Origin of the sequence: Streptomyces sp. M-16, from assembly GCF_052114405.1 — a bacterium.
Classification (GTDB): domain Bacteria; phylum Actinomycetota; class Actinomycetes; order Streptomycetales; family Streptomycetaceae; genus Streptomyces.
Genome location: NZ_JBFRER010000028.1, coordinates 60699 through 82674, shown reverse-complemented (window position 1 = coordinate 82674; position 21976 = coordinate 60699). Strand labels below are relative to the sequence as shown.

At 72.6% G+C, this 21976-nt stretch carries 21 protein-coding genes; 10 read left to right on the top strand and 11 right to left on the bottom strand.

Annotation, left to right across the window (positions count from 1 at the left end):
* Positions 1-36 precede the first annotated feature (36 nt).
* Together AB4039_RS15555 and AB4039_RS15550 are read right to left on the bottom strand one after the other, a co-directional pair.
* On the bottom strand, positions 37-789 hold the full coding sequence (locus AB4039_RS15555) for a CbtA family protein (RefSeq protein ID WP_442270975.1): 753 nt from the start codon (positions 787-789) through the stop codon (positions 37-39).
* A 203-nt stretch (positions 790-992) separates the two neighbouring features.
* The gene (locus AB4039_RS15550) at positions 993-1208 is read right to left on the bottom strand and encodes a CbtB domain-containing protein (RefSeq protein WP_266840147.1); all 216 of its coding nucleotides are present in this window, start codon (positions 1206-1208) and stop codon (positions 993-995) included.
* 243 nt (positions 1209-1451) lie between these two features.
* On the opposite strand from AB4039_RS15550, the gene AB4039_RS15545 reads away from it, so the two are divergent.
* A complete protein-coding gene (locus tag AB4039_RS15545; protein ID WP_266840146.1) occupies positions 1452-1931 on the top strand; it encodes a histidine phosphatase family protein in 480 nt (159 codons plus the stop codon).
* A 63-nt stretch (positions 1932-1994) separates the two neighbouring features.
* Here the strand turns inward: AB4039_RS15545 and pucL are convergent, their stop codons facing one another.
* Positions 1995-2912 carry a factor-independent urate hydroxylase gene (pucL, locus tag AB4039_RS15540; protein WP_442270974.1) on the bottom strand — a complete coding sequence of 306 codons (918 nt, stop codon included), beginning with the start codon at positions 2910-2912 and terminating at the stop codon, positions 1995-1997.
* Positions 2913-3175: 263 nt separating this feature from the next.
* On the bottom strand, positions 3176-4528 hold the full coding sequence (locus tag AB4039_RS15535) for an aspartate aminotransferase family protein (RefSeq protein WP_442270973.1): 1353 nt from the start codon (positions 4526-4528) through the stop codon (positions 3176-3178).
* A gap of 221 nt (positions 4529-4749) precedes the next feature.
* Here AB4039_RS15535 and AB4039_RS15530 point away from each other — a divergent pair, with 221 nt between their 5' ends.
* Positions 4750-5187 (top strand): ATP-binding protein, encoded by a 438-nt coding sequence (locus AB4039_RS15530; protein WP_266840143.1) that lies wholly within the window; start codon positions 4750-4752, stop codon positions 5185-5187.
* A gap of 17 nt (positions 5188-5204) precedes the next feature.
* On the opposite strand, the gene AB4039_RS15525 is transcribed toward AB4039_RS15530, so the two are convergent.
* Complete coding sequence (locus tag AB4039_RS15525) at positions 5205-6101, bottom strand: SigB/SigF/SigG family RNA polymerase sigma factor (RefSeq protein ID WP_266840142.1); 897 nt, start codon at positions 6099-6101, stop codon at positions 5205-5207.
* A 197-nt stretch (positions 6102-6298) separates the two neighbouring features.
* On the opposite strand from AB4039_RS15525, the gene AB4039_RS15520 reads away from it, so the two are divergent.
* The gene (locus tag AB4039_RS15520) at positions 6299-6691 is read left to right on the top strand and encodes a TOBE domain-containing protein (RefSeq protein ID WP_266840141.1); all 393 of its coding nucleotides are present in this window, start codon (positions 6299-6301) and stop codon (positions 6689-6691) included.
* Positions 6692-6746: 55 nt separating this feature from the next.
* On the opposite strand, the gene AB4039_RS15515 is transcribed toward AB4039_RS15520, so the two are convergent.
* Positions 6747-7400, bottom strand: a complete 654-nt coding sequence (locus AB4039_RS15515) for a TetR/AcrR family transcriptional regulator (protein ID WP_266840139.1) — start codon at positions 7398-7400, stop codon at positions 6747-6749.
* Between the two features lie 99 nt (positions 7401-7499).
* Between AB4039_RS15515 and AB4039_RS15510 the strand changes: the two genes are divergently transcribed.
* A complete protein-coding gene (locus AB4039_RS15510) occupies positions 7500-8543 on the top strand; it encodes an aldo/keto reductase (protein ID WP_266840137.1) in 1044 nt (347 codons plus the stop codon).
* A gap of 68 nt (positions 8544-8611) precedes the next feature.
* Here AB4039_RS15510 and AB4039_RS15505 read toward each other — a convergent pair whose 3' ends face one another.
* Positions 8612-9511 (bottom strand): sigma-70 family RNA polymerase sigma factor, encoded by a 900-nt coding sequence (locus AB4039_RS15505; protein ID WP_266840135.1) that lies wholly within the window; start codon positions 9509-9511, stop codon positions 8612-8614.
* A 198-nt stretch (positions 9512-9709) separates the two neighbouring features.
* On the opposite strand from AB4039_RS15505, the gene AB4039_RS15500 reads away from it, so the two are divergent.
* On the top strand, positions 9710-10138 hold the full coding sequence (locus AB4039_RS15500) for a hypothetical protein (RefSeq protein WP_266840133.1): 429 nt from the start codon (positions 9710-9712) through the stop codon (positions 10136-10138).
* 182 nt (positions 10139-10320) lie between these two features.
* Complete coding sequence (locus tag AB4039_RS15495; protein ID WP_442270972.1) at positions 10321-11220, top strand: YhjD/YihY/BrkB family envelope integrity protein; 900 nt, start codon at positions 10321-10323, stop codon at positions 11218-11220.
* A gap of 10 nt (positions 11221-11230) precedes the next feature.
* Here the strand turns inward: AB4039_RS15495 and AB4039_RS15490 are convergent, their stop codons facing one another.
* Complete coding sequence (locus AB4039_RS15490) at positions 11231-12457, bottom strand: hypothetical protein (RefSeq protein WP_442270971.1); 1227 nt, start codon at positions 12455-12457, stop codon at positions 11231-11233.
* A 269-nt stretch (positions 12458-12726) separates the two neighbouring features.
* On the opposite strand from AB4039_RS15490, the gene AB4039_RS15485 reads away from it, so the two are divergent.
* On the top strand, positions 12727-13095 hold the full coding sequence (locus tag AB4039_RS15485) for a hypothetical protein (protein ID WP_442270970.1): 369 nt from the start codon (positions 12727-12729) through the stop codon (positions 13093-13095).
* Here AB4039_RS15485 and AB4039_RS15480 read toward each other — a convergent pair.
* The gene (locus AB4039_RS15480; RefSeq protein WP_442270969.1) at positions 13080-14501 is read right to left on the bottom strand and encodes a serine hydrolase domain-containing protein; all 1422 of its coding nucleotides are present in this window, start codon (positions 14499-14501) and stop codon (positions 13080-13082) included. The two genes, AB4039_RS15485 and AB4039_RS15480, sit on opposite strands and share 16 nt — an antisense overlap.
* A gap of 327 nt (positions 14502-14828) precedes the next feature.
* Here AB4039_RS15480 and helR point away from each other — a divergent pair, with 327 nt between their 5' ends.
* Positions 14829-17012, top strand: a complete 2184-nt coding sequence (gene helR, locus AB4039_RS15475; RefSeq protein ID WP_442270968.1) for an RNA polymerase recycling motor ATPase HelR — start codon at positions 14829-14831, stop codon at positions 17010-17012.
* Positions 17013-17075: 63 nt separating this feature from the next.
* On the opposite strand, the gene AB4039_RS15470 is transcribed toward helR, so the two are convergent.
* Together AB4039_RS15470 and AB4039_RS15465 are read right to left on the bottom strand one after the other, a co-directional pair.
* Complete coding sequence (locus tag AB4039_RS15470; RefSeq protein WP_266840125.1) at positions 17076-18875, bottom strand: GmrSD restriction endonuclease domain-containing protein; 1800 nt, start codon at positions 18873-18875, stop codon at positions 17076-17078.
* A gap of 209 nt (positions 18876-19084) precedes the next feature.
* Positions 19085-20008: an alpha/beta fold hydrolase gene (locus AB4039_RS15465; protein WP_266840124.1), complete on the bottom strand. Its 924-nt coding sequence runs from the start codon at positions 20006-20008 to the stop codon at positions 19085-19087.
* A gap of 131 nt (positions 20009-20139) precedes the next feature.
* Between AB4039_RS15465 and AB4039_RS15460 the strand changes: the two genes are divergently transcribed.
* Together AB4039_RS15460 and AB4039_RS15455 are read left to right on the top strand one after the other, a co-directional pair.
* Positions 20140-20793 carry a TetR/AcrR family transcriptional regulator gene (locus AB4039_RS15460; protein ID WP_266840123.1) on the top strand — a complete coding sequence of 218 codons (654 nt, stop codon included), beginning with the start codon at positions 20140-20142 and terminating at the stop codon, positions 20791-20793.
* A 164-nt stretch (positions 20794-20957) separates the two neighbouring features.
* Positions 20958-21908, top strand: coding sequence for a hypothetical protein (locus AB4039_RS15455; protein ID WP_266840122.1), 951 nt, complete (start codon positions 20958-20960; stop codon positions 21906-21908).
* Positions 21909-21976 lie beyond the last annotated feature (68 nt).

Sequence of the window (21976 nt, the reverse complement as noted above, 5' to 3'; positions counted from 1 at the left end):
CTCCCACCTTCCACACCCGCAACAGGCGTGTCGTGCTCAACTCATCGGCTGTACAGCCTCCTGGGGTGCGGCGGCCGGGGCAATAGCGCGTTCGGCTAGAAATCCGAAGGCCAGGCCGAAAGTCGTCCACAGCGCCGCCTGGATGCCCAGCGAGGCGAGGCGGAACTGCCAGATCAGCACGGCCGGGAAGTCGGCCGGCACCTCGTTGATGCCGGGGAGCAGGGCGTAGGCGATGCCCACCGCCACGACGAAGGACAGCGAGGCGACGGTCGAGGCGTTCCAGTTGCCCAGGGAGGGGGCCAGGCGCCGCCCCAGGATCAGGGCACCCGCCGCGAGCAGCAGGCTCAGGGCGATCATCAGGACGAACAGCGTGGTCCGCCGGACGACGGTGTCGGGGTCGCCCACGGCCGGCGGGTTGGCCGGGTACTTGAGGAACGGGACCAGGTTCACGGTGAGGAACAGGCCCCCGGAGACCAGCGCGGCGGTGGCCCGCGGGCCGAAGCGGCCGAGCCGGCCCAGGGCGTAGCAGAAGACGAGCGCGGCGATGCCGCCGAGCGCGACGCCGTACAGGAGGGTGCCGGTGCCGAGGCCGGCCGTGGCCTGCAGGGCCCGGCTGACCGGGGCGTCCTCGGCGTGGTCGTGCCCGGCGGAGGCGGCTTCCTCGATGGCGATGGCCGCGTCCACCTTGGACTCGCCGAGGACGTACGCGACGAGGAAGGCGGCCACACCGGCGAGCAGGCCGGCCAGCATGCCCCGGATCAGCAGGACACGTGGGGAGATGGGGTTCATGCGTCGGTTTCCCTTGCTGGGGCGGAGAGGGGGAGCGGGGGTCTCCGGGGTCCACAGGGCAGGCGGAAGCCGCACGCGGGCCATACGGCGCTCCGCGGGTGCGTGCCCCGCGGAGTCACGCAGGGGACGGGCCCTGCGCAGAGCCGTACCGGCGCCGCGCGCGGGGGGAGTTCCCGGCGGCGCGTGGACCGGGGATCAGCCGGTCAGTGGCAGGGGAAACCGAGCAGGTGACGGCCGTCGTGCATCCACTCGTGGATGGTGTCGCCCTGGAAGACCGCGGTGGCACCCTGTTCGGCGCCGACGAGGTACAGCAGGACCAGCATGAGGACGCCGACGAACAGCGCCCAGGGGGCCAGTTCCTTCAGGGACAGGGGGGTGACGGCTACGGGCGCCGACGTGGGCACGGCGGAGTGGGCCATGGCAGGACCTCCAGGGGGAACACGCGTCCCGGTCAGTGGTGCTCTCGACGAAGGTGGCGGGTCTGACTTCCCTGCCCACACTGCTGCGGGAGGATTCACAGTGGCGCGACCGTGCCGGATTCTCACCGGTACTTCCGTCATACCTTCGTCATGTCGTCCGAGACCGTACCGCGCCCGCAGCCTGAACACCACGGCGCATGTCCGCCGTCTCACGCCCTGGGCGCGCGCTCTACGCTCCCTCCCATGCCCGAGACGACACCCCAGGCCCCGCCGCGTCCACCCGTACGGCTGCACCTGACCACGCCCCCGCTCGACGCCGCCGCCCGTCAGGGCCGGTTCGGGTACGGGGACCCGTGCCCCGGCCACGCGGGTCTGGCCGGCCCGGCGACCGGGGACTGGGCGGGCCGGACCCTGGAGGAGGTCGCGGCCGAGGACCCGCGGGGGATCCGCGGCTGGCTCACCGATCCGCAGTACGCGCCCCCGGGCGGCGGGGAGTCCGTGGCCGCGCTGATCGCCCGGACCGGGGCGCACCTGGCCGCGCTGCCGCCCGGTCCGCACCACGCGGTGGTCGCGCAGGCCGTCGTACGGGCCGCGGTGGTGTGGGCCCTGGAGCTGCCGGCGCCGGCCTTCTGGCGGCTCGACGTGCGGCCGGAGACCGTGACCACCCTCAGCGGCCGGGCCGGCCGCTGGAACCTCCTGGTGGGCCGCCCGGCCGGGGAGTGAACAGCACGACGGCCCGGACCCCGCGACGCGGTCCGGGCCGAACGGTGCTGCGGGGCAGCGGTGTTACGCGACGATCCAGTCGGAGGTGGCGATCACCGGCTGCACGCCGTCGCGGTGGATGGTGCCCTCGATCAGGCCGTACATCCGGTCCGCCGCGAAGTACACCTCGTTGTCGTTCTTCAGCCCGAAGGGCTCCAGGTCGACGAGGAAGTGGTGCTTGTTGGGGAGGTTGAGGCGCACCTCGTTGACCTTGGGGCAGTGGTCGAGGACGCGCTCGGCCATCTGGTTCAGGGTCTGCTGGAGCGAGTAGGAGTAGGTCTCCGCGAAGGCTTCGAGCATGTGCTTGCGGACCTTCTTGTACGACTGGTCCCAGTCGAAGTCCGCGTCGTCGGCGGCCAGCGCCGAGTGCGCCCAGCGTGAGGTGACCTTGGTCGCGAGGATGCGGTCGTACGCTTCCTTGAGGGTCGTGTACTTGTCCTTGATGTACCCGTGGAACTCGGAGTTGGTCGAGTTCATCACCGTCAGGTCCTTCAGGCCGGAGATGACCTGGAGACCGGTGGTCTCGCTGTAGGTGATCTGCGCGGTGCGCACCTCCTGGCCCTTGCGGACGAAGGAGTGCTGCTCCTTGCGCGTCGGGACCGGGATCCGCTCCCAGGCGTACTCCTCGATCCGGATCTGCGCCTCGCGGATCGGCTGCTGGGAGGAGACGAAGTGCTTGGCGAGGAGGATGCCGAAGGCCTCGGGCGAGGCGATGCCGTGCTCCTTGCCGAAGGCGTACACCGTGTTCTTGGTGGTGTCCGTCGGCAGGCAGTTGGCGTTGTCGCCGGTCAGGTGGACGTCGCGGAACTCACCGCGGAGCGCGACCGAGACGTTGAGGTCGCGGATCTCGTGCCAGGAGCCGTCTTTGCCCTTGCGGGTCACCTTCACGATGCGGTTCTCGGCCTTGCCGTACTGGTTCTGGGCCAGGACGTGCTTGCTCATGCTGTCTTCCTTCGGGTACTCGGGAACACGGAGTCCGATCGGTCTGGATCCCGTACGCCCGGCGTCCAGCGCGCGTCCCGGGTGAAGACGTGCCGCTCCCCGCCGTTCGGCCCCTCGGGGCCGCCCCGGGACTGACGTGCATCCCGGTCCGTAGGTGCTGAGTAGTACTGCACGGATTGCAGCATGTGTACGGGGCGTCCACCACCGCACGGATCCTCCGAACACCCGCACCCACGGATTGGGCGACCGTACAGACCCGCAGGTCAGGCCATGTGCGCGTCGGCGACCGAGAGGGCCTCGTCGAGGACGGCCAGACCCTTGGCCACGTCCTCGGCGGAGACGTTGCAGGGCGGGGCGACGTGCATCCGGTTCCCGGCGAGGAGCGGCCACAGCCCGCCCTTCTTCAGGGCCGCCCCGAAGGCCGCCATGGGCGCGTTGTCGGCGCCGGAGGCGTTGTACGGGACGAGCGGCTCGCGGGTGTCCGCGTCCCGTACGAGTTCCAGCGCCCAGAAGGTGCCCAGGCCGCGGACCTCGCCGACCGAGGGGTGGCGCGCGGCGATCTCGCGCAGGCCCGGTCCCAGCAGTTCGGCGCCGGTGCGGGCGGACTGCCCGACGATGTCCTCCTCCTCCATCGTGTTGATCGTCGCGACGGCGGCTGCGCAGGCCAGCACGTGCCCGGAGTACGTCAGCCCGCCCGGGTAGGGGCGTCGGGCGAAGGTCTCGGCGATCGCGGCGGAGATGGCGACCCCGCCGAGCGGTACGTATCCGCTGGTGATGCCCTTGGCGAAGCAGATCAGGTCGGGGGTGACGTCCCAGTGGTCGGCGGCGAACCAGGTGCCGGTGCGCCCGAAGCCGACCATGACCTCGTCGAGGATGAAGACGATGCCGTAGCGGTCGCAGAGCGCGCGCACGCCCGCCAGGTAGCCGGCCGGGGGCACGAGCACGCCCGGGGCGCCGCCGACGGTCTCCAGGATGATCGCGGCGATGGACTGCGGGCCCTCGAAGACGATCGTGTCCTCCAGGTGGCGCAGGGCGCGCTCGCACTCCTCGGCCTCGGTGGTGGCGTGGAAGGGCGAGCGGTAGAGGAACGGGCCCCAGAAGTGCACGACGCCGGCGGTGGCGGTGTCGTTGCCGAAGCGGCGGGCGTCACCGGTGAGGTTGATCGCGGTGGAGGTCGCGCCGTGGTACGAGCGGTACGCGGACATCACCTTGGGCCGGCCGGTGTGCAGCCGGGCCATCCGGACGGCGTTCTCGACCGCCTCGGCGCCCGCGTTCGTGAAGAAGATCTTGTCCAGGTCCCCGGGGGTGCGCTCGGCGATCAGCCGGGCGGCCTCGGAGCGGACGTCGACGGCGAAACCGGGCGCGACCGTGCACAGCCGGGCGGACTGCTCGGCGATCGCGGCCGCGACCTTGGGGTGCTGGTACCCGATGTTCGTGTAGACGAGCGCACTCGAAAAATCGAGGAAACGGTTGCCCTCGTAATCCCAGAAGTACGAGCCCTCGGCGCCGGCGACGGCCAGCGGGTCGATGAGCTCCTGCGCCGACCAGGAATGGAAAACGTGCTTCCGGTCGGCGTCTTTCACGGCGGCGAGGGCGTCGGCGGCTTCTGCGTTCATATATCGAGGGTAGTTGTCCAGGATGTGGACTCGGGGGTGCCTCCGCGGGGGCGTGGCCGAGGGGTGACTTGACGGACGGGGGGTGGCCCCCGCTGTCGCGGGGGCCACCGAACGGGGCCCCGTCGTGCATGGAGGATCCGGCCACCGCGTGGTGGGATTTGTCCGTCGCCCTCGGGGGTAGGTGCGGCGCCGGGGGACGGGCGGCGGAGACGGGAGAGCCTGTGGCCGAGCAGACGCGGAAGCTGGTCCTGGGCGGTGGCACGACGGGTGTCGTGACCCGCTGCCGGGACTTCACCCGGCGTGCCCTCGCCGACTGGCACTGGCCCGCCGGCACCGAGGCCGAGGAGGACGTGCTCCTGCTGGTCTCCGAGGTGGTGACCAACGCCTGCCTGCACGCGGGCGGCCCCCGCGAGCTGGTCCTGCGGCACGCCCCCGGCCTGCTGCGCGTGGAGGTCACCGACGACAGCCCCGAACCGCCGGCCCCGCGGCCGCCGGACCGGGCCCGGCCGGGCGGCCACGGCCTGATCCTGCTGCAACGGCTCGCCCGGGGGTGGGGCTGCGAACCGGCGCCGCCGGGCAAGACGGTGTGGCTGGAGGTTCCGGGCCCCGGGGCCCCGGCCGCGCCCCCGGCCCCACCCCCGTCGGGGCCGGACGCGTAGGCGCCGGGCGGCCCGGGTCAGGCGGAGCCGGGAGCCTCGGACCCGGCCCGGGGTGCCCCGGGCGCCCCGGATGCGGCCTCGGGTGCCCCGTCGGCGAGGAGACCGCCGCGCAGCCGCGTCAGGGTGCGGTGCAGCAGCCGGGACACGTGCATCTGGGACAGTCCCAGCCGCTCCCCGATCTCGGACTGGGTCAGCTCCTGCCCGAACCGCAGCGCCAGCAGCGTCCGCTCCCGCTCCGGCAGCCCGGCCAGCATCGGCTTGAGGGACTCCAGGCACTCGATCAGGTCGTACGCGGACTCCTCCGCGCCCAGCGAGGACCGATCGGTCTGCGGGTCGCGCTCCGGGTCGTCCTGGGCCGGGGCGTCCAGCGAGCGCGCGGAGTAGGCGCAGGCGGCCTTGCGGCCCTCGCCGAACTCCTCCGGCGTGACGTTCAGCTTCCGTGCGAGCTCGGCGTCGGTGGGCTCGCGGCCGAGGCCCTGTTCGAGGGCGTCGTGGGCCTTCGCCGTGTCGATCCGCAGCTCCTGGAGCCTGCGGGGGACCTTCACCGCCCAGCTGGTGTCCCGGAAGAACCGCTTGATCTCCCCGCTGATCGTGGGCATCGCGAAGGTGGTGAACTCCACCCCACGCTCCGGGTCGAACCGGTTGATGGCCTTGATCAGCCCGATCGTGCCGACCTGGACGATGTCGTCCATCGGCTCGCTGCGCCCGCGGAACCGGCGGGCGGCGAACTTCACCAGGCTCAGGTTCAGCTCGACGAGGGTGTTGCGGACGTACGAATACTCCGCCGTGCCCTCTTCGAGCTCGGCCAGCCTGTGGAACAGGGCCACCGAGAGCGCCTTGGCCTCGCTGGTCGCGACGTCGCTGTGATCCGTGTACTCGGTCAGGCCGAGGTCGGTGAGGTCCGTGGGATTCATCGCTCTGCGCTCCTCCGACGGAGGCTTCCCGGGCCGGAGACCGTGGTCGTGCGCGGCCGCCCCCGTCCTGAGGGGTATACCCGCCCGAACCGGGTGATACCCACACGTCTCCCCGGGCGCGGCCCGCGCCGCCGTCGCCCACGCCCTGTTCACGGCCTGACCGGCGCCACCTCGGCGGCAGGACCTAGGCTGCGTGCATGGAGTCGTACACGATCGGCCAGGCAGCGCGGCTGCTCGGCGTCAGCAGTGACACCGCCCGCCGCTGGGCGGACGCCGACCGGTTCCCCACCCGGCGCGAGGGGAGCCGCAGGATCGTCGACGGGCCCGACCTGGCGGCGTTCTGCGTCGAGGTCGCCCAGGAGGCCGGGGAGGGCGAGGACACCCCGTACACCTCGGCGCGCAACGCCTTCCCCGGCATCGTGACCGCCATCAAGCTGGGCTCGGTCGGGGCGCAGGTGGAGGTCCAGGCGGGCCCGCACCGGGTGGTGTCCCTGCTGACCCGGGAGGCGGTCGAGGAGCTGGGCCTGGAGGTCGGCATGCGGGCCACCGCCCGGGTGAAGTCCACCAGCGTGTTCATCGACCGCACCTGAGGCGCCGGGGCCCCGGGCCCGCCCCCGCCGGCCCGGGCGGGGCCCCGGGCACGGGTCAGCCGTGCTCCGGTTCCCGTACGAAGGCCCCCGCGCGGGCCGCGGCGACGGCGGCCCGCGCCGCGCGTCCGGCCGCGGCCCCGTCCAGGGGCTCCCCGGTGGTGAGGAAGCGGTAGTACAGCGGTGCGGAGACGGCGCGGACCACCTCGGCGGCGTCGGTCCCCTCCGGGACCTCCCCCCGCTCGACGGCCTGCCGCACGCAGGGCGCCCATTGCGCGACCCGGACCTCGTAGAAGCGGTGCAGGGCCTCGGCCGTGCGCGCGTCGCCGGTGGCGGCGGCGATCACGGCCTTGAACAGGGCCCCCTGGCGCGGGTCGGTCAGGGTGCGCCGGACGAGCTCCGCGTTGGCGAGCAGGTCCTCGGTCAGCGATCCCGTCTCGGTGCGCGGCGTCGACTGCTCGGCCATGTCCGTCAGCAGGTCCGCGACCAGCCCGGCCACCGTGCCCCAGCGCCGGTACACGGTGGTCTTGCCCACGTCGGCGCGACGGGCGATCTCGGCCAGGTCCAGCCGGTGGAAGCCCTGTTCGGCGAGGGTGTCGCCGGCCGCCCGGAGCACCGCCGCGCGCACCCGCGCCGTACGCCCGCCGGGACGTACGGTCCCCGGCTCCGCCGGGTCCCCCGTCGTGGGGGCGGCTTCGTCAGAAAACTCCATAACGGGGCTCCCGTTCCATTAGTGGCGCTCTCCTGTTACGTTGGGACCACCTTAAAGGGTCTGCGGTGCCATTACCGCTTTCGAGTCGGGGGATGCGTCATGGAATACAGGCAGCTGGGCACGTCCGGTCTCAAGGTCCCCGCCCTGAGCTTCGGAGCGGGGACCTTCGGAGGCCGGGGGCCGCTCTTCGGCGCGTGGGGCACCACGGACGCGCGGGAGGCCCGCCGCCTCGTGGACATCTGCCTGGAGGCGGGCATCACCCTGTTCGACACGGCCGACGTCTACTCCGCCGGCGCCTCCGAGGAGGTGCTCGGCCGGGCGGTCAAGGGCCGCCGGGACCGGGTGCTGCTGTCCACCAAGGCCGGACTGCCCATGGGCGACGGCCCCGGCGACGCCGGCACCTCCGGCGCCCGCCTCATCCGCGCGACCGAGGACGCCCTGCGCCGCCTCGACACCGACCACATCGACCTCTTCCAGCTGCACGCCTTCGACGCCGCCACCCCCGTCGAGGAGGTGCTCCGCGCCCTCGACGCCCTCGTGCGGGCCGGGAAGATCGGCCACGTCGGCGTCTCCAACTTCGCGGGCTGGCAGCTGATGAAGTCCCTCGCGGCCGCCGAACGGCACGGATTCCCCCGCTACGCCGCCCACCAGGTCTACTACTCCCTCGTCGGCCGTGACTACGAGTGGGAGCTGATGCCCCTCGGCCACGACCAGGGCGTCGGCGCGATGGTGTGGAGCCCCCTCGGCTGGGGCCGGCTCACCGGCAGGCTGCGCCGCGGCCTCCCCCTGCCGGAAGGCAGCCGCCTGCACCGGACCGCCGACTACGGCCCGCCGGTGGAGGACGAGCACCTCTACGACGTGGTCGACGCCCTCGACGGCATCGCGCAGGAGACCGGCCGGACGATCCCGCAGGTGGCCATCAACTGGCTGCTGCGCCGGCCCACCGTCTCCTCCGTCATCGTGGGCGCCCGCAACGAGGAGCAGCTCCGCCAGAACATCGGCGCCGTCGGGTGGGAGCTGACGCCGGACCAGGTGGCGCGGCTCGACGCCGCGAGCCACCGTCCGGCCCCGTACCCGTACTACCCCTACGAGCGCCAGGAGGGCTTCGCCCGCCTCAACCCCTCGCTGATCAAGGGGAACTGACCCGCCCGGCCCGGCCCCGCCCCGCCCGCCCCGCCAGGCCCGGCCCCACCCCGCGCCGGGCGGTCGGCTCAGCCGCCCAGGACCGGCCCCAGGTCGATCCGCGCGAGGCGCTCGGGGTCGGTGAGGATGTCCAGCGCGGTGATCACGCCGCCCCGGATGGTGAACGACATGACCGAGAGCGGGGTGCCGTCCGAGGCCACCGCCACCACGCCCGGCGTTCCGTTGACCAGTGCGGGGTGCGCGGCTTCGGCGAACCGGGCGAACACGATGGCCTGCGAGGCCACGTCCACCGCACCCCGGCGCAGCACTCCGGGCCGCAGCGCGCCGCCGTCGGACCGGGCCACGACGTCCGGGTCGAGCAGGGCCACCAGGGCGTCGAGGTCCCCGCCGCGCGCGGCGGCCAGGAAGGCGTCGACGACCTCCCGGCGGCGGGCGAGGTCCGTGTCGGGGGCCGGGGCCGCGCCCTGGACACGGCGCCGGGCCCGGCTGGCGAGCTGGCGCGTGCCGGCCGCGGTCCGGCCGAGGACGGGCGCGATCTCCTCGAAGGGCACCCCGAACAGGTCGTGGAGGACGAAGGCCAGCCGTTCGGCGGGCGCGAGGGTCTCCAGTACGACCATCAGGGCGAGGCCGACCGAGTCCGCGAGGAGCACCTCCTGCTCGGGATCGACCCGGTCGGGGCCGCTGACCACCGGGTCGGGCAGCCGGACGGGTCCGTTCCCGTCCTCCAGCGGCTGCTCGCGGCGGGTGGCGCGGGCCCGCAGCATGTCCAGGCAGACCCGCCCGGTCACCGTGGTGAGCCAGCCGCCCAGGTTGGCCACGGCACCGGTGTCGGAGCGGTTCAGCCTGAGCCAGGTCTCCTGCACGGCGTCCTCGGCGTCGCCCAGGGAGCCCAGCATCCGGTAGGCCACCGCCCTCAGGTGCGTCCGGTGCGCGTCGAACCGCTCGGCCAGAAGGTCCTTCTCGTTCATCTGCCCCATCCCCGTGCCGCGTTCCTCCACTGCCTGAAGGACCGTAACCGGCACGGCGGGCGGGCGGCGCAAGGGGTCCGGGGGTGGACGTGGGGGGTGAGGGTCCGGATGCAGAAGGTGGCGGGTGTGTCTATTTTTGCATTTGTGGTCATAGGTCGTGACTGCATGGATCTGCCCCCTTTGAGGAAGGCCTCACCCATGAAGCGTTTCCCCGTGATCGGCGCGCTCTGCGTCACCGCGGCGTTCGGTCTCGCGGCCTGTTCCGACAACAGCAGCTCGCCGGCCGAGGAGGCCAGCCAGGCGGCCGCGGACCTCTGCACCGACCTGAACGCCCTCAAGGCCGACAACGCCAAGCTGAAGGCCCTGAACCCCGCTGTGGCGACCAAGGACCAGGTCCAGAGCGCCGTCGACGCGGTCCAGAAGGACTGGGAGAACGTCAAGAGCAACATGAAGAAGATGAAGCAGTCGGAGCAGGACGCGGTGAAGTCCGCCGCCGAGAGCCTCAAGAAGGGCTACGAGGACCTGCCGGGCGACACCACCGGCAAGGACGCGCTCACCCAGCTCCAGCCGCAGATCCAGAACCTCGACCAGGCGACGTCGGCCGCGTCGAGCGGTCACAAGTGCTGACCGGGTGACACCCGGCCGCCCGGTGGGCTCCCCGGAAGGGGGACCCGCCGGGCGGTGTCGTGTGCCGCCGGAGCGGCAGGCGGTGCGGCGGTCGACGGCGTGGCGGCGAAAAGCGTGACATCTCCGATTTCTCCGCCGTTCTCGGGCATGGTGGTGGTCCCGTGCCCCATGAGGAGTCCTCCGTGCCCGAACCGGAAGCCGGGCCCCGGCTGTTCGCCATCCCCGGCTGGATGCGCAAGCACACCCCGGTGCTGACCAGGCTGATCGAGCAGCTCGCCGCCGTCAGGGTGCTGGACTGCGCCACCCGGCTGGCCGCACAGGCCTTCCTCGGCGGGCTGCCCGCCCTCTTCGTCATCGGCACCCTCGGCCCCGACTGGATGCAGGACCAGCTGACGCACTCCCTCCGCGCGGCCATGGGCCTCCAGGACGCCGCCCTGGACCAGGTCCTCTCGGTGTACTCCGCCAAGGACTCCACGACCGCCACGACCACCGGCGCGGTGGGCATCATCGTGACGCTGGTATCGGCCACCGCCTGCAGCCGCGCCCTCCAGAGGACCTGCGAGCGCTGCTGGCACCTGCCCAAGGCCAAGGCCGCCGTGGCGGCCTGGCGCTGGATCGCCTGGCTCACCGTCTGGCTCGCCGCGCTGCTGTTCCAGGGACCGCTGCAGAACGCCTTCGGCACCGGCGCGGTCACCGGTTTCGTCCTGGCGGTGGTGACCGGCACGCTGCTGTGGTGGTGGACCCAGCACCTGCTGCTCGGAGCCCGGATCCCGTGGCTGCCGCTCCTCCCGGGGGCCCTGCTGGCGGGGGTGGGGGAACAGCTGCTGACCCTGGCGTCGCGGGTCTACATGCCCCACACCCTGAACCGCAGCATGCAGGAGTTCGGCGCCCTGGGCTCGGTCTTCGTCGTGCTGTCCTGGCTGATCACGCTGTTCGTCGTGATCACCCTCGCGATCGCCGTCGGCTACGTGGCCGCGCACGAGCCCCCGCTCACCCGCTGGCTGCGCACCCCGCCGCAGTCGGCCCCGCCGACGACGCCGCGGCCGGCCCCGCCGACGACGTCGGGGCCGGCCGGCGCGTGACGGCGCAGGGCTACCGGTCCCCGCGCCCGGTACCGGGTTCCCGCCCTCCGGCCCCGGCCCCCGCTCCGTTCCCGGCGCGGCCGCCCGCCGCGAGCAGCGCGAGGACGGCGAGGGCGACCAGCAGGATGAGCACCAGCAGCAGGACCGTGAGCACCGTCGGGTGGTTCCACAGTGCGAACACCAGCGCCAGCACGATCAGCACGCCCACGGTGAGCGGGCGCCRCCGGGCCTCCACCCAGCTGCCCGCGCCGCCCGTCGTCACCCCGTGGGCGGCGCCCCAGCGCACGGTGGAGTCGGCCCCGCGCTCGGCGCCGCCGCGGACGGCCCGCGGCAGCCGGCCGGCGCCGGACAGGTAGGCGCCGAGCGCGATGACGATCCCGAGGACGAGCGCGGTCCGCAGGCTGACCCGCAGGAACCGCACCAGCGTGTCGAAGATCGCCGCGGCGGCGTCCCGGGACTGGACCTGCTCCGGGAGGTGGTCGAGGTAGTAGCGGCGGGCGATGACCAGCCCGATGGCGACGAGCAGGCAGGCGCCCGCCCCGCACAGCGCCATGACCACCAGGGCCCGGCGGCGGCGCCGGGCGAGCAGCACCCCGGCCGCCGCGAGGACCACGGTGATCACCGGAAGCCAGTTGCCGGCGATGTCGAGGAGCCGGACACCGCCCCGGATCTTCTGCAGCTTGTCCGAGTGGAAGAGGACCATCTGCTTCTTGACGTCGGGGATCTTCTCGGCCGGGGAGAGCCCCGCCTTCACGAGGTCCTGCTTGACCGTCTCGACGGCCTCGCCGACGTCGAGGGTGACGGTGCCGCCGTCGACGCCGATCGCGCCGCGGCCCTTGCCCGTCAGCGCGCGCACGACGGACTGGTGGGCGACCCGGTTGGCCTGGGTCCAGACCTTGTCGAACGCCTCGCTCGACACGAAGCGGCTCGCCACCTTGGAGACGGCCTGGTCGGCGGCCGAGTCCAGCTGGGGGCCCAGCGACTTGACCGCCGTACCGACGCGCGGCGGCAGGCCCTGGGACTCCAGCCACTTCGCCAGGTCCGCGGTGACCTGCGAGCCGTTGATCCGTACGCCGGCCGCCTCCGTGATGCGGTGGACGGCGGCGGCCTCGACCGCCGGGTTCGAGGCCAGCGGGGCGACCGTGGACACGTAGCGGTTGGTGTCCAGCACGATGTCGTGCACCCAGACGGTCAGGAGGGACACCGGTACGAGGAGGCAGGCGAGCGTGATCAGCACGGCGGAGGCGGTGCTCGCGGCGATGCGCCGTCCACGCGACGGCGGGGGAGGAGCGGGAGCCGGGGCCGGGGCCGGGGCCGGGGGTGAAGGCGGGGGCGGCTCGGACGGCAGACTCATGGCCCTCCCGGGGACGGGGGAGGCACAACGCCTCTCGCGTCCATTGACGGCCCTCCGGACCGGGGTCGCACCCCGGGCTGCGCCCACCGGGTGGTGGCTCCGTCCGGATTCGGCACCGTACGGCGCGGGGTCGGTGAATAGAATCGGCTTCCATGTCGAAGCCCGACCAGCTGCTCGTGGACATCGCCGCCTTGGTGGAGTCCGCGCAGAGCAATCAGATGTCCCTGACCGTGGTCACCGGGGGTGGCGTCATCACCGGCCGGCTGGCCCCCGAAGCCGTCTGGAGGCAGCGCGTGGCGGAGGTCCTGACGGACTCGGCCCGCCTGACCGAGTTCTCCGCCGCCTTCACGGCTCCCGCGGGTCCCACGGCCACGGACGGCCCACCCACCCATCTGCACTTCCACGTCGCCCGCATCCTCCAGGGCACCGTGGGCATCCCCGAGACGGGCGGCATGTACCGCGTCGCGATCGAGGACGTCGGCGCCTGGACCGTCGGCGACTTCAGTTACTCCGATTCCTGAGCCACTCCCGCACCGCGCACGGACGKGGCGGGAGCCGGCCGTCCGGGTGGGCCGGAGGAGAGGGAAAGGCCGGCGTAGACCTGGTCGAGGACGGTGGGCACCAGGGCGTTGGCGGTGGTGCGGCCGTCGGGCGACAGGGTCAGGTTCGTCCAGATCACGAGGGTGACGTCGTTGTCCGGGTCGTGGCCGATGAAGGAGTTGAAGCCGGGGAGTTCACCGCCGTGGTAGTACATCGCGGCCTTCGGGCCGAACCTCTGGTACGAGATGCCGTACCCGTACTTCTGCCCCCAGGGCGCGGCCGGGTCCTCCGCCCGCAGGCTGTCGCGCCACTGCCGCTGCGACGCGGCGTCCAGGACCCCTCTCCTCACGAGGGCCCGGATCCAGGTGGCCAGGTCGTCGGCGGTGGAGACGACGCCCCCGGCGGCGGTGGCGTACGAGGGGTTCTGGTGGGTGTAGTCCGTCGGCCGGAGCTTCCCGGACCGGGCAGCCGCCCGCAGGTCGGCGGGGTACGGCCGGTCGACCAGGGCGTACGCCGTCCCGCCGTACATGTAGCCGTGCGCGGAGGGGGCGGGCAGGGACACGTCGCCGGCGGCGGGCAGTGAGGTGCTCCGGAGCCCCAGAGGCGCGAACAGCCGGTCGTGGAACTGCCGTTGCAGGGGCCGGCCGCCCGCCTTCTCGGCGACCAGGCCCAGGAGCACGTAGTTGGTGTTGCTGTACTCGTACGAGGTGCCGGGCGCGAAGTCCGGCGGGTGGCGGAAGGCGATGTCCAGCATCTGTCGCGGGGTCCGGGCCTTCGCCGGCTCGGCGTCCAGGGAGGCCGAAAGCTCCGGAGCGGCGGTGTAGTTGTAGAGCCCGCTGCGCATCGTCAGCAGGTGGGCGAGGGTGATGTGGTCGCCGTTCGGGACGCCGTCGACCCAGGCGGACACCGGGTCGTCCAGCCGGAGCTTCCCGTCCTGGGCGAGGAGGGCGATCAGCGCCGCCGTCATGGTCTTGGTGTTGGAGGCGATCCGGAAGCGGTCGCCCGTRGTGGGCGGCCGGTCCGTGCCCCGTTCGGCCGTGCCGACGAGCGCCCGGAAGGTGCCCTGCGGGGTCCGGAGCAGGACCACCGCGCCGGGGACCATGAGCTGCTTCGCCGCCCGCTCCACGGCGGAGCGGAACGCGGCCGGATCGATGGTCCTGAGCGCCGGCATCGGCGTCGGTGCCGGCGTCGGTGTCGGCGGCAGCGGGGCGGCGGTGCGGGCCGTGGCCGTGCGGGCCGTGGCGGCGGGGCCGTCCGCCGTCCCGGGGGCAGCGGCCGCGACCGCCTCCGGCGGCAGGGCGCACCCGAGGACCAGCAGCCCGGCGGCGCACGGCGCCAGCAGGGCGGCGCGGCGGGTCCGGGTGGTCCGCGAGGGAAGGTTCCTCATGCCGACCTCACATCCCAAAAGGGGAAAACCACCCCATTTTACCAACGCCTCTTCATCGCCATCATCCCGGCGCCGTCGATACCGGTGGGAGATACCCGTAGGCGATACCGGTGGGTCGGCACCGATGGGTCGACATCCGTGAAAAGCCGCCGATCCCCTCGACCCGGCCGAACACCGGGGAGCCATCGACGCGTAGGGAGCAGAAGACATCAACTCCCCGCCACTCTCAACGTATAGCGCACCGGGGGGCTTGCGGCAAGGCCCCGGTCGTCGGTCAGAATCGCGGACCGAGGCCACGACCGGCCGGAACAGCGGAAACAGGAGAGCATGCACCCCCTGACCCTCAGTGCGACCACCAGCGCGACCACCAGTGCGTTCGACCTTCCCGAGCACCTCGCCGCCAAGGCCGACCCGGCGTTGACCGCCCGCGACGAGCAGCACTTCGCGGCCGTCACGGCGACGCTCGACGAGGCGATCGCCGAACTCTCCGACCGCCTCGCCACCCTGCGCAAGGCGCCCGGAGGCGCCGGCCGGGAGGCGATGGAGCGGGACACGGAGATCCACCGCCTCACGGGCCGCCTGCGCACCCTGCGTCGCTTCGGTCGGGACCTGTGCCTGGGACACGTGGTCGGCGCGGACGGCTCCGAACCCGTCTACATCGGGCGGCTCGGCCTCACCGACAGCACCGGCCGCCGGCTGCTCCTCGACTGGCGCTCGCCCGCGGCCGAGCCGTTCTTCGCCGCGACCCACGCCAACCCGATGGGCCTCGCCAGCCGGCGCAGGTACCGCTGGACCCGCGGCCGGATCGGCGACTACTGGGACGAGGTCTTCACCGCCGACGGGCTCGAAGGGCGCGCCGCGCTCGACGACCAGTCGGCCTTCATCGCCAGCCTCGGCGGCAACCGGTCCGCACGGATGCGGGACGTCCTCACCACCATCCAGGCCGACCAGGACGCCATCATCCGGGCCGGCTCCCGCGGCGCCCTCGTCGTCGACGGCGGTCCGGGCACGGGCAAGACCGTCGTCGCGCTGCACCGGACGGCCCACCTCCTCTACTCCGACCCGCGGCTCGGCCACCGCCGCGGCGGCGTGCTGTTCGTCGGCCCGCACCGTCCCTACCTGGCCTACGTGGAAGACGTCCTGCCCAGCCTCGGCGAGGAGGGGGTGCGGACCTGCACCCTGCGCGACCTCGTCGAGGAGGGGGCCGGCGCCGGGGTCGAGACGGACCCGGACACGGCCCGCCTGAAGGCGTCCGCGGACATGGTGAAGGCGATCGAGACGGCCGTCGCGTTCTACGAGGAGCCGCCCGCCGAGGGGATGACGGTCACCACCGACTGGGCCGACCTCCGGCTGAGCGCCGACGACTGGGCCGACGCGTTCGACGCCGGACGCGGCACCCCGCACAACGAGGCCCGCGAGCTGATCCTGGAGGAACTGGTCACGATCCTGGGCGACAGGCTCGGCGGCGAGGTCCCGCACGAAGCGCTGCGCGGGTCGCTCCTGCAGGACGAGGAACTGGTCGGGACCCTCGACCGCGCCTGGCCGATGCTCGACGCGGCCGACCTCGTCGGGGACCTCTGGTCGGTCCCCGCCTACCTGCGCCTGTGCGCCCCCTGGCTCGGCCCGGACGACGTCCGCTCGCTGCGCCGCGCCGACGCCCGCGCCTGGACGGTGTCCGACCTGCCGCTGCTGGACGCGGCGCGCCGACGCCTCGGCGACCCGGGGGCGTCCCTGCGCAAGCGCCGGCACGACGCCTCCGTCGCCGCCCAACGCGAACGCCTTGCCGGGGTCATCGACAACGTCCTCGCCGCCGACGAGGACGGCGAGGGCGCGGTGACGATGCTGCGCGGCCGGGACCTCCAGGACAGCCTCATCGACGACAGCGCCCTGCCCGCCGCCGGCCCCGAACCCCTCGCCGGTCCGTTCGCGCACATCGTCGTGGACGAGGCCCAGGAGCTGACCGACGCCGAGTGGCAGATGCTGCTGCTCCGCTGCCCGTCCCGGAGCTTCACGATCGTCGGGGACCGCGCCCAGGACCGGCACGGGTTCACGGAGTCGTGGCGGGAACGCCTGGAGCGGGTCGGCCTCGACCGGATCGAGCTGACCTCCCTGAGCGTCAACTACCGCACCCCGGAAGAGATCATGGCCGAAGCCGAGCCGGTCATCCGCGCCGCGCTCCCGGACGCCAACGTGCCGTCCTCCATCCGCAGCAGCGGCGTCCCGGTCGTCCACGGCCCGGTCACCGCCCTGCGCGAGGTCCTCGACGCGTGGCTCGCCGAACACGCCGAAGGGGTCGCCTGCGTCATCACCGCCGGCGAACTCGCCGAGGGCGCCCTCCCGGCGACCCCCCGCGTCCGCGCCCTCACCCCGGACCTCTCGAAGGGACTCGAATTCGACCTGGTCGTCCTCATCGACCCGGTCGCCTTCGGCGAGGGCGTCGAAGGCGCCGTGAACCGCTACGTGGCCATGACCCGCGCCACCCACCGCCTGGTCGTCCTCACCTCTCCCTGATCGCGGCCCCGCCCCGGGGCCCGGGGCCGCCGACGGGTGCCGGCGGCCCTGTCGGGAAGGCCGTCACGGGGAGTCCGCCTCACCGGCGTCGGCCAGGATCGGCTTGCCCATCTCCTCCGCGACCCTGGCCAGCAGCGCCGCCTTGCGCGCGTCGAAGAAGGCGCCGAAGTCATCGGCCCGCATCAGGTCCGGCCGTACGAGGTGCGTCACGACGTGCGCCTCCACGTCCGGACGGGTGCTCTCGGCGCTCTTGGCCAGCCGGTCCAGGTACGAGGAGGGGGCCTGGCTCCCGATGATCCGGTTGGTCCGGGCGGTCAACGGGGTCTTGTTGACGACGGAGTTGTAGACGTCCGGCCGGTGCCCCTCCTTCTCGCACCACGCCTTCGGGAAGATGTGGTGGATGTCGACGGCCTCGTCGAAGTAGTCGGTCACCTTCACCGGCTCGCCCGTCCGCCAGTCGGCGGCCCCGGCCTTGAGCAGCAGGGCGTAGATGCCCTTGTACGCCGCGCTCTGGCGGGTGCGCAGCGTCAGCAGCCGGCCCGGCGCGAACTGGGCGGCCGTGACGGTCCGCGGCTCCTGCTCCGCGCCGCGGATCCAGTCCACGACGTCCTGGAGGTCCTGGCTGAAGCGGGTCTCGGTGGCGCCCCCGTACAGCTCTCCGAACACACCGCACCAGTACCAGCGGGCCAGCTTGCGCCGGGCCCCGGCGGGTTCGGCCGCCTCACCGGTCGCCGCCAGGATGGCGGCGAGCGGGATCAACTGGGTGCCGTACGGCAGGAACCTGGTGTCGAAGAAGTACTGCTGGTGCAGGAACTTCGCCGCCTTCCTGAAGCCCTCGACGACCGCCGGCGCGTACTCCTCGTAGTCCTCCAACGAGAGCGCGAGCATGTCCTTGCGCTTGCAGCCGACCCGGGGGAGACGGTCCTCCTCCGTGCCGCGGGCGGCCTCGGCGACGCGCCGCTGATAGGTGGCCAGCAGGGTGACGGCCTGCAGGAAGTCGGTGTTGGAGACCTCGCGCAGGATGCGGTACTCGGGGGCCTGCCAGGAGGTGCGGCACACCTGCTCCCAGTGGTGGCGCAGGTCGAACTCGTCCGCCGCGTACGTCGCGGTCAGCAGCTCGAACACGGTGAGGGTGACGCCGCCGGTGTTGACCTTCTCGAAGACCTGGCAGACGGCCTGGCGTTCGGTCGCCTTGCCGAGCTCGATGACGGGCACGTGGTAGAGGACGAAGGGCCTGATGAACGCCTTGTCGAAGTCCTTCCACAGCTGCCGCTTGGTCTTGTCGTACTCCCAGTGCTCCTCGAAGCCGTCCTCCCAGGCGTCGGGGTCGAGGACCGCGTTGAGGGGGAAGAGGTGGGCCTCGTACTCCTTGGCACGGGTCGAGAGGTCTTCGAGGACCTCGCCGCGGAAGTTGGTCACCTTGCGGGAGGCGGGCAGGAAGCGGATCGCGTCCTCGCGGTCGGTGTACGCGTCGAGGACCTTGCGCATGTCGACGTAGAACCAGCCGGACACCGGCTGCTTGCGGGTGTCCTGGGTGGCGACCGCGCGGTCGAGCTTGAGCGACTGGAAGAGCGACGTGAGCCGCTGCTGGCCGTCGAGGACCAGGGTCTCCGGCTCCTTCCCGGCCGGCGGGGTGGCGCCTTCGATCGGGCGGTACTTGAAGCGGACGTCGCCGCCCGCGCGCAGGGTCATGAGGGTGCCGAGCGGGTAGCCGAGGGATATGGACGCCAGCAGACTCGCGATGTTGGGGTGCGGCCACACCCAGCCGCGCTGGAACTCGGGCAGCTGTGCCCGGCCGTCCTCGACCTGCTGCAACAGGTCGCGCAGCGGTCGCTTGTCGATGCTGAACGCTTCGTCGGCCACATCGGCTCCTCGGGACACGGGTCTCACGGCATGACGCGCTGAGACTAAACCGCTCCGGGCGTCCGATCCGCCGCCCCCGGCCGCCCGTCGCCCGGACGCGTGACGGGCGGCCCGGGGCGGTCGTCAGGGTCCGGGCGCGGTGCGTCCATGGCACCGGCCGCGGGCAGCGGCGGCGCGCGTACACCTCCTCCGGCGAGGAGACCGGGACGTCACGGGCCGAGGGAGTCGACGTCGTCCATGAAGCCCAGCATCCGGGCGTTGACGACGTCGGGGTGGTCGATCTGGGGCCCGTGGCCGGTCGCGGTGATGATCTCGGCGCGGGCCCCGGGGATCAGGCGGGGTACGCGTTCCAGCTGCCGCTTCGGGTGTACGAGGAGGCTGTGCTTGCCCATGATCAGGTACAGCGGGGTCCGGATGGACCGCAAGGCGTCCTCGGCGAGCGGCAGTGGTGCGGGGCGGCGGATTCGGTATGCGCGGGCGCCGAGGTGGATCCACTTGCGCATCTCGGGAACGGCGATCACCGGCTGGTCCAGCCACTTGGCGAGCCGGGGGCGCAGGGCCTTGGGGGCAAAGGTGGCGAAGAGGCTCACGAAGACCCAGGCGAAGAAGCGCAGGCCCACCTTCTCCAGGCCCCCGGGGTCGAGGGCGGTGACCGAGGCGAGCCGTCCGGGCCGCCGGTGGGCCTGGTTGAGGACGAGCCAGCCGCCGTAGGAGGAGCCGACGAGGTGGACCTTGTCGAGGCCGAGCGCGTCGAGGGCTTCGTCCATCCACTGGGCGGCCCGCTCGGGCTGCCACATGGGCTCGCGGTGGACGCTGCGGTTGGCGTCACCCGGGGTGTCGAGGGCGTAGACCGGGCGGTCGAGGCTGAGCCCGGGGGTGTTGGGGTACCACATGGCGGAGCTGTAGCCGGCGCCGTGGATCAGGACGATCGGCGTCCGGGACTCGGCCGCGGGGTCCGCCGGCCCGTAGCGGTAGACGTGCGTGGTGCCGAAGCTCGTCTCGACGTCCGTCTCGGAGCGGATGGGCGCCCCCATCGCGTAGAGGACGTCGGAGGCGGCGAAGTAGCGGTCGCGCAGGGTGTCGCTGACGTAGCGGCCGACGTCGCGGCGCACGCGGGTCGTGTTCTCGGGCACTGGGCACCTCCGGAGGATCGCTTCTTCGTGGTACGACCGTATCATGATGTTGGTACGGCGGTACCATAAAGCGTTCCGGTGAGGACCGGACCCCGACCACGGCCTCAACGCACGAGCGGAGAATCCGACAGATGCCCAAGCGTGTTGACCACGAGGAACGGCGTGCCCAGATCGCCGAGGCGCTCATCCGGGTCGCGGGGCGGCGCGGACTGCACGCGGTCGGCATGCGGGACGTGGCCGCGGAGGCCGGGGTGTCGCTCCGGCTCGTGCAGTACTACTTCGAGACCAAGGAGAAGCTGCTCTTCTACGGCCTCCAGCACCTGACGGCCCGCTTCACCGCCCGGGTGGGTGCCCGCCTGGCCGCGGCCGGCCCGGACCCGGGCCCGCGCGCGACGATCGAGGCGCTGCTGCTGGCCTCCCTCCCCACCGACGAGGAGAGCCGCACCTTCCACCTCCTCTACAGCTCCTACGCGATCCTGTCCGTCACCGACGAGGCGCTGGCCGCGCAGCCCTTCATCGACAACCCCGACGCGGCCGAGAACGCCCTGACGGGCCTGCTGGAAGGGGCCCAGGGCTCGGGCCTGGCCGATCCCGCCGTCGCGGCGCGCACGGAGGCGGTCAGCCTGCTCGCGATGGCGGCGGCCATGGGCACCAGCATCCTCGTGGGCCAGCGGACCCCGGAATCGGCCGTCGCGGTACTCCGCCACCACCTGGACCGCGTCTTTTGGCCCGCCGAAGCGCCGGCGCCGGCCGGGGGCGGGCGCGCTCCGGTGGAGACGGAGTAGCGGAACGTGAACTGCCGGCCTGTCTGAGCTGCAGTTCCCCAGAAACGCACGAACTCCGGATCTCCTGGTGATCAAGGTTTCATGTGTTCAACGCCTGCCTAGGACAGGCCTGTTGGCGATCTACTCCTCGGACAAGCCGCAACGACAAACGGGGGAAGCAAATCATGTCCGAGAAGTTAACTGCCCGTCAGATCGAGATCTCCTGGCCCGACCTCGGCATCACGGTCACCGCCGATCTCGACGACCGCAACCCGGCACTCGCCGACGTCCTGTGGGAGTCCCTGCCCTACCGGAGCCTCCAGGGGCACGCCCTCATCGCGGGAGAGCACCTCTACCACGTGGCGCCCATACCCGCCCTGCTGCACACGCCCCACGCCACCCGGATCCCCGACCGGCGCGAGGCCCCCGACGGCACCGTGTTCTGCTCGGGTCTGCAGCACCTGGGCATCAAGTACGGCACCCTGACCGAGCCGATGCCCGCCACTCCCGTCGGCCGGATCCGTGAGGCGGACATGCCCGCCCTGCTGGAAGCGGGGGCCGCGATCTGGGACGCCGTCTACTCCACGAAGAAGCAGATCCTCGCCGAGGTCCGCCGCGCGGGCGAGCCGGGAGGCCACCGCATCCCGGTGCTCCACGCCGCCGACGCGGACGCCGCCCGCCTGATCGCCGACATCCACGCCGAGACCGAGAGGATCTGGCTCGCACCGCCGGTCGAGCTGGAGGACCTCCACCAGGGCGTCATCCCCTCCCGGGCGGGCAACTTCGGCACCGTCCTTCCCACCCTCCTGTTCGTCAACGGGGAGACCCGGCCCCTGGGTTACGCGGCCTACGGCGGACTCGTCCGCGCCGCCGTCCAGGACATGCCCCTGGACTCCCTCGTCCACATGACCCGCCTCCTGGTCGGCGTCCCCGCCGAGTTCCTGGGCTACTGCGGCCTGGACAAGCTGTGGGCGTTCACCCAGCGCTTCCTGGAGGTCCTCGACCGCCTCGACCGTGACGACTTCTACGCCGTCACCAGCCAGATGGCCCTCTACGTCAACTGCCTCGGCGGCTGGAACCTCCAGCTGTACCCGTGGGAGACCGGAGACCACCTGCGCCAGCAGGGCGCCCGATGAGGCACGTGGCCCCGTCCGGAGCGGAATCCGCCGGGGAGACGGCGGCCGTGCCGGCCGTCCCCCGCCAG

What these genes read in the sequence shown, in the direction of transcription:
- AB4039_RS15520 (WP_266840141.1), top strand. Translation starts at nt 6,299, where the DNA reads ATGGAGTCGTACACGATCGGCCAGGCAGCGCGGCTGCTCGGCGTCAGC.
- pucL (WP_442270974.1), bottom strand. Translation starts at nt 2,912, where the DNA reads ATGAGCAAGCACGTCCTGGCCCAGAACCAGTACGGCAAGGCCGAGAAC.
- AB4039_RS15460 (WP_266840123.1), top strand. Translation starts at nt 20,140, where the DNA reads ATGCCCAAGCGTGTTGACCACGAGGAACGGCGTGCCCAGATCGCCGAG.
- AB4039_RS15525 (WP_266840142.1), bottom strand. Translation starts at nt 6,101, where the DNA reads ATGAATCCCACGGACCTCACCGACCTCGGCCTGACCGAGTACACGGAT.
- AB4039_RS15550 (WP_266840147.1), bottom strand. Translation starts at nt 1,208, where the DNA reads ATGGCCCACTCCGCCGTGCCCACGTCGGCGCCCGTAGCCGTCACCCCC.
- AB4039_RS15545 (WP_266840146.1), top strand. Translation starts at nt 1,452, where the DNA reads ATGCCCGAGACGACACCCCAGGCCCCGCCGCGTCCACCCGTACGGCTG.
- AB4039_RS15455 (WP_266840122.1), top strand. Translation starts at nt 20,958, where the DNA reads ATGTCCGAGAAGTTAACTGCCCGTCAGATCGAGATCTCCTGGCCCGAC.
- AB4039_RS15535 (WP_442270973.1), bottom strand. Translation starts at nt 4,528, where the DNA reads ATGAACGCAGAAGCCGCCGACGCCCTCGCCGCCGTGAAAGACGCCGAC.
- helR (WP_442270968.1), top strand. Translation starts at nt 14,829, where the DNA reads ATGCACCCCCTGACCCTCAGTGCGACCACCAGCGCGACCACCAGTGCG.
- AB4039_RS15505 (WP_266840135.1), bottom strand. Translation starts at nt 9,511, where the DNA reads ATGAACGAGAAGGACCTTCTGGCCGAGCGGTTCGACGCGCACCGGACG.
- AB4039_RS15510 (WP_266840137.1), top strand. Translation starts at nt 7,500, where the DNA reads ATGGAATACAGGCAGCTGGGCACGTCCGGTCTCAAGGTCCCCGCCCTG.
- AB4039_RS15555 (WP_442270975.1), bottom strand. Translation starts at nt 789, where the DNA reads ATGAACCCCATCTCCCCACGTGTCCTGCTGATCCGGGGCATGCTGGCC.
- AB4039_RS15515 (WP_266840139.1), bottom strand. Translation starts at nt 7,400, where the DNA reads ATGGAGTTTTCTGACGAAGCCGCCCCCACGACGGGGGACCCGGCGGAG.
- AB4039_RS15500 (WP_266840133.1), top strand. Translation starts at nt 9,710, where the DNA reads ATGAAGCGTTTCCCCGTGATCGGCGCGCTCTGCGTCACCGCGGCGTTC.
- AB4039_RS15485 (WP_442270970.1), top strand. Translation starts at nt 12,727, where the DNA reads ATGTCGAAGCCCGACCAGCTGCTCGTGGACATCGCCGCCTTGGTGGAG.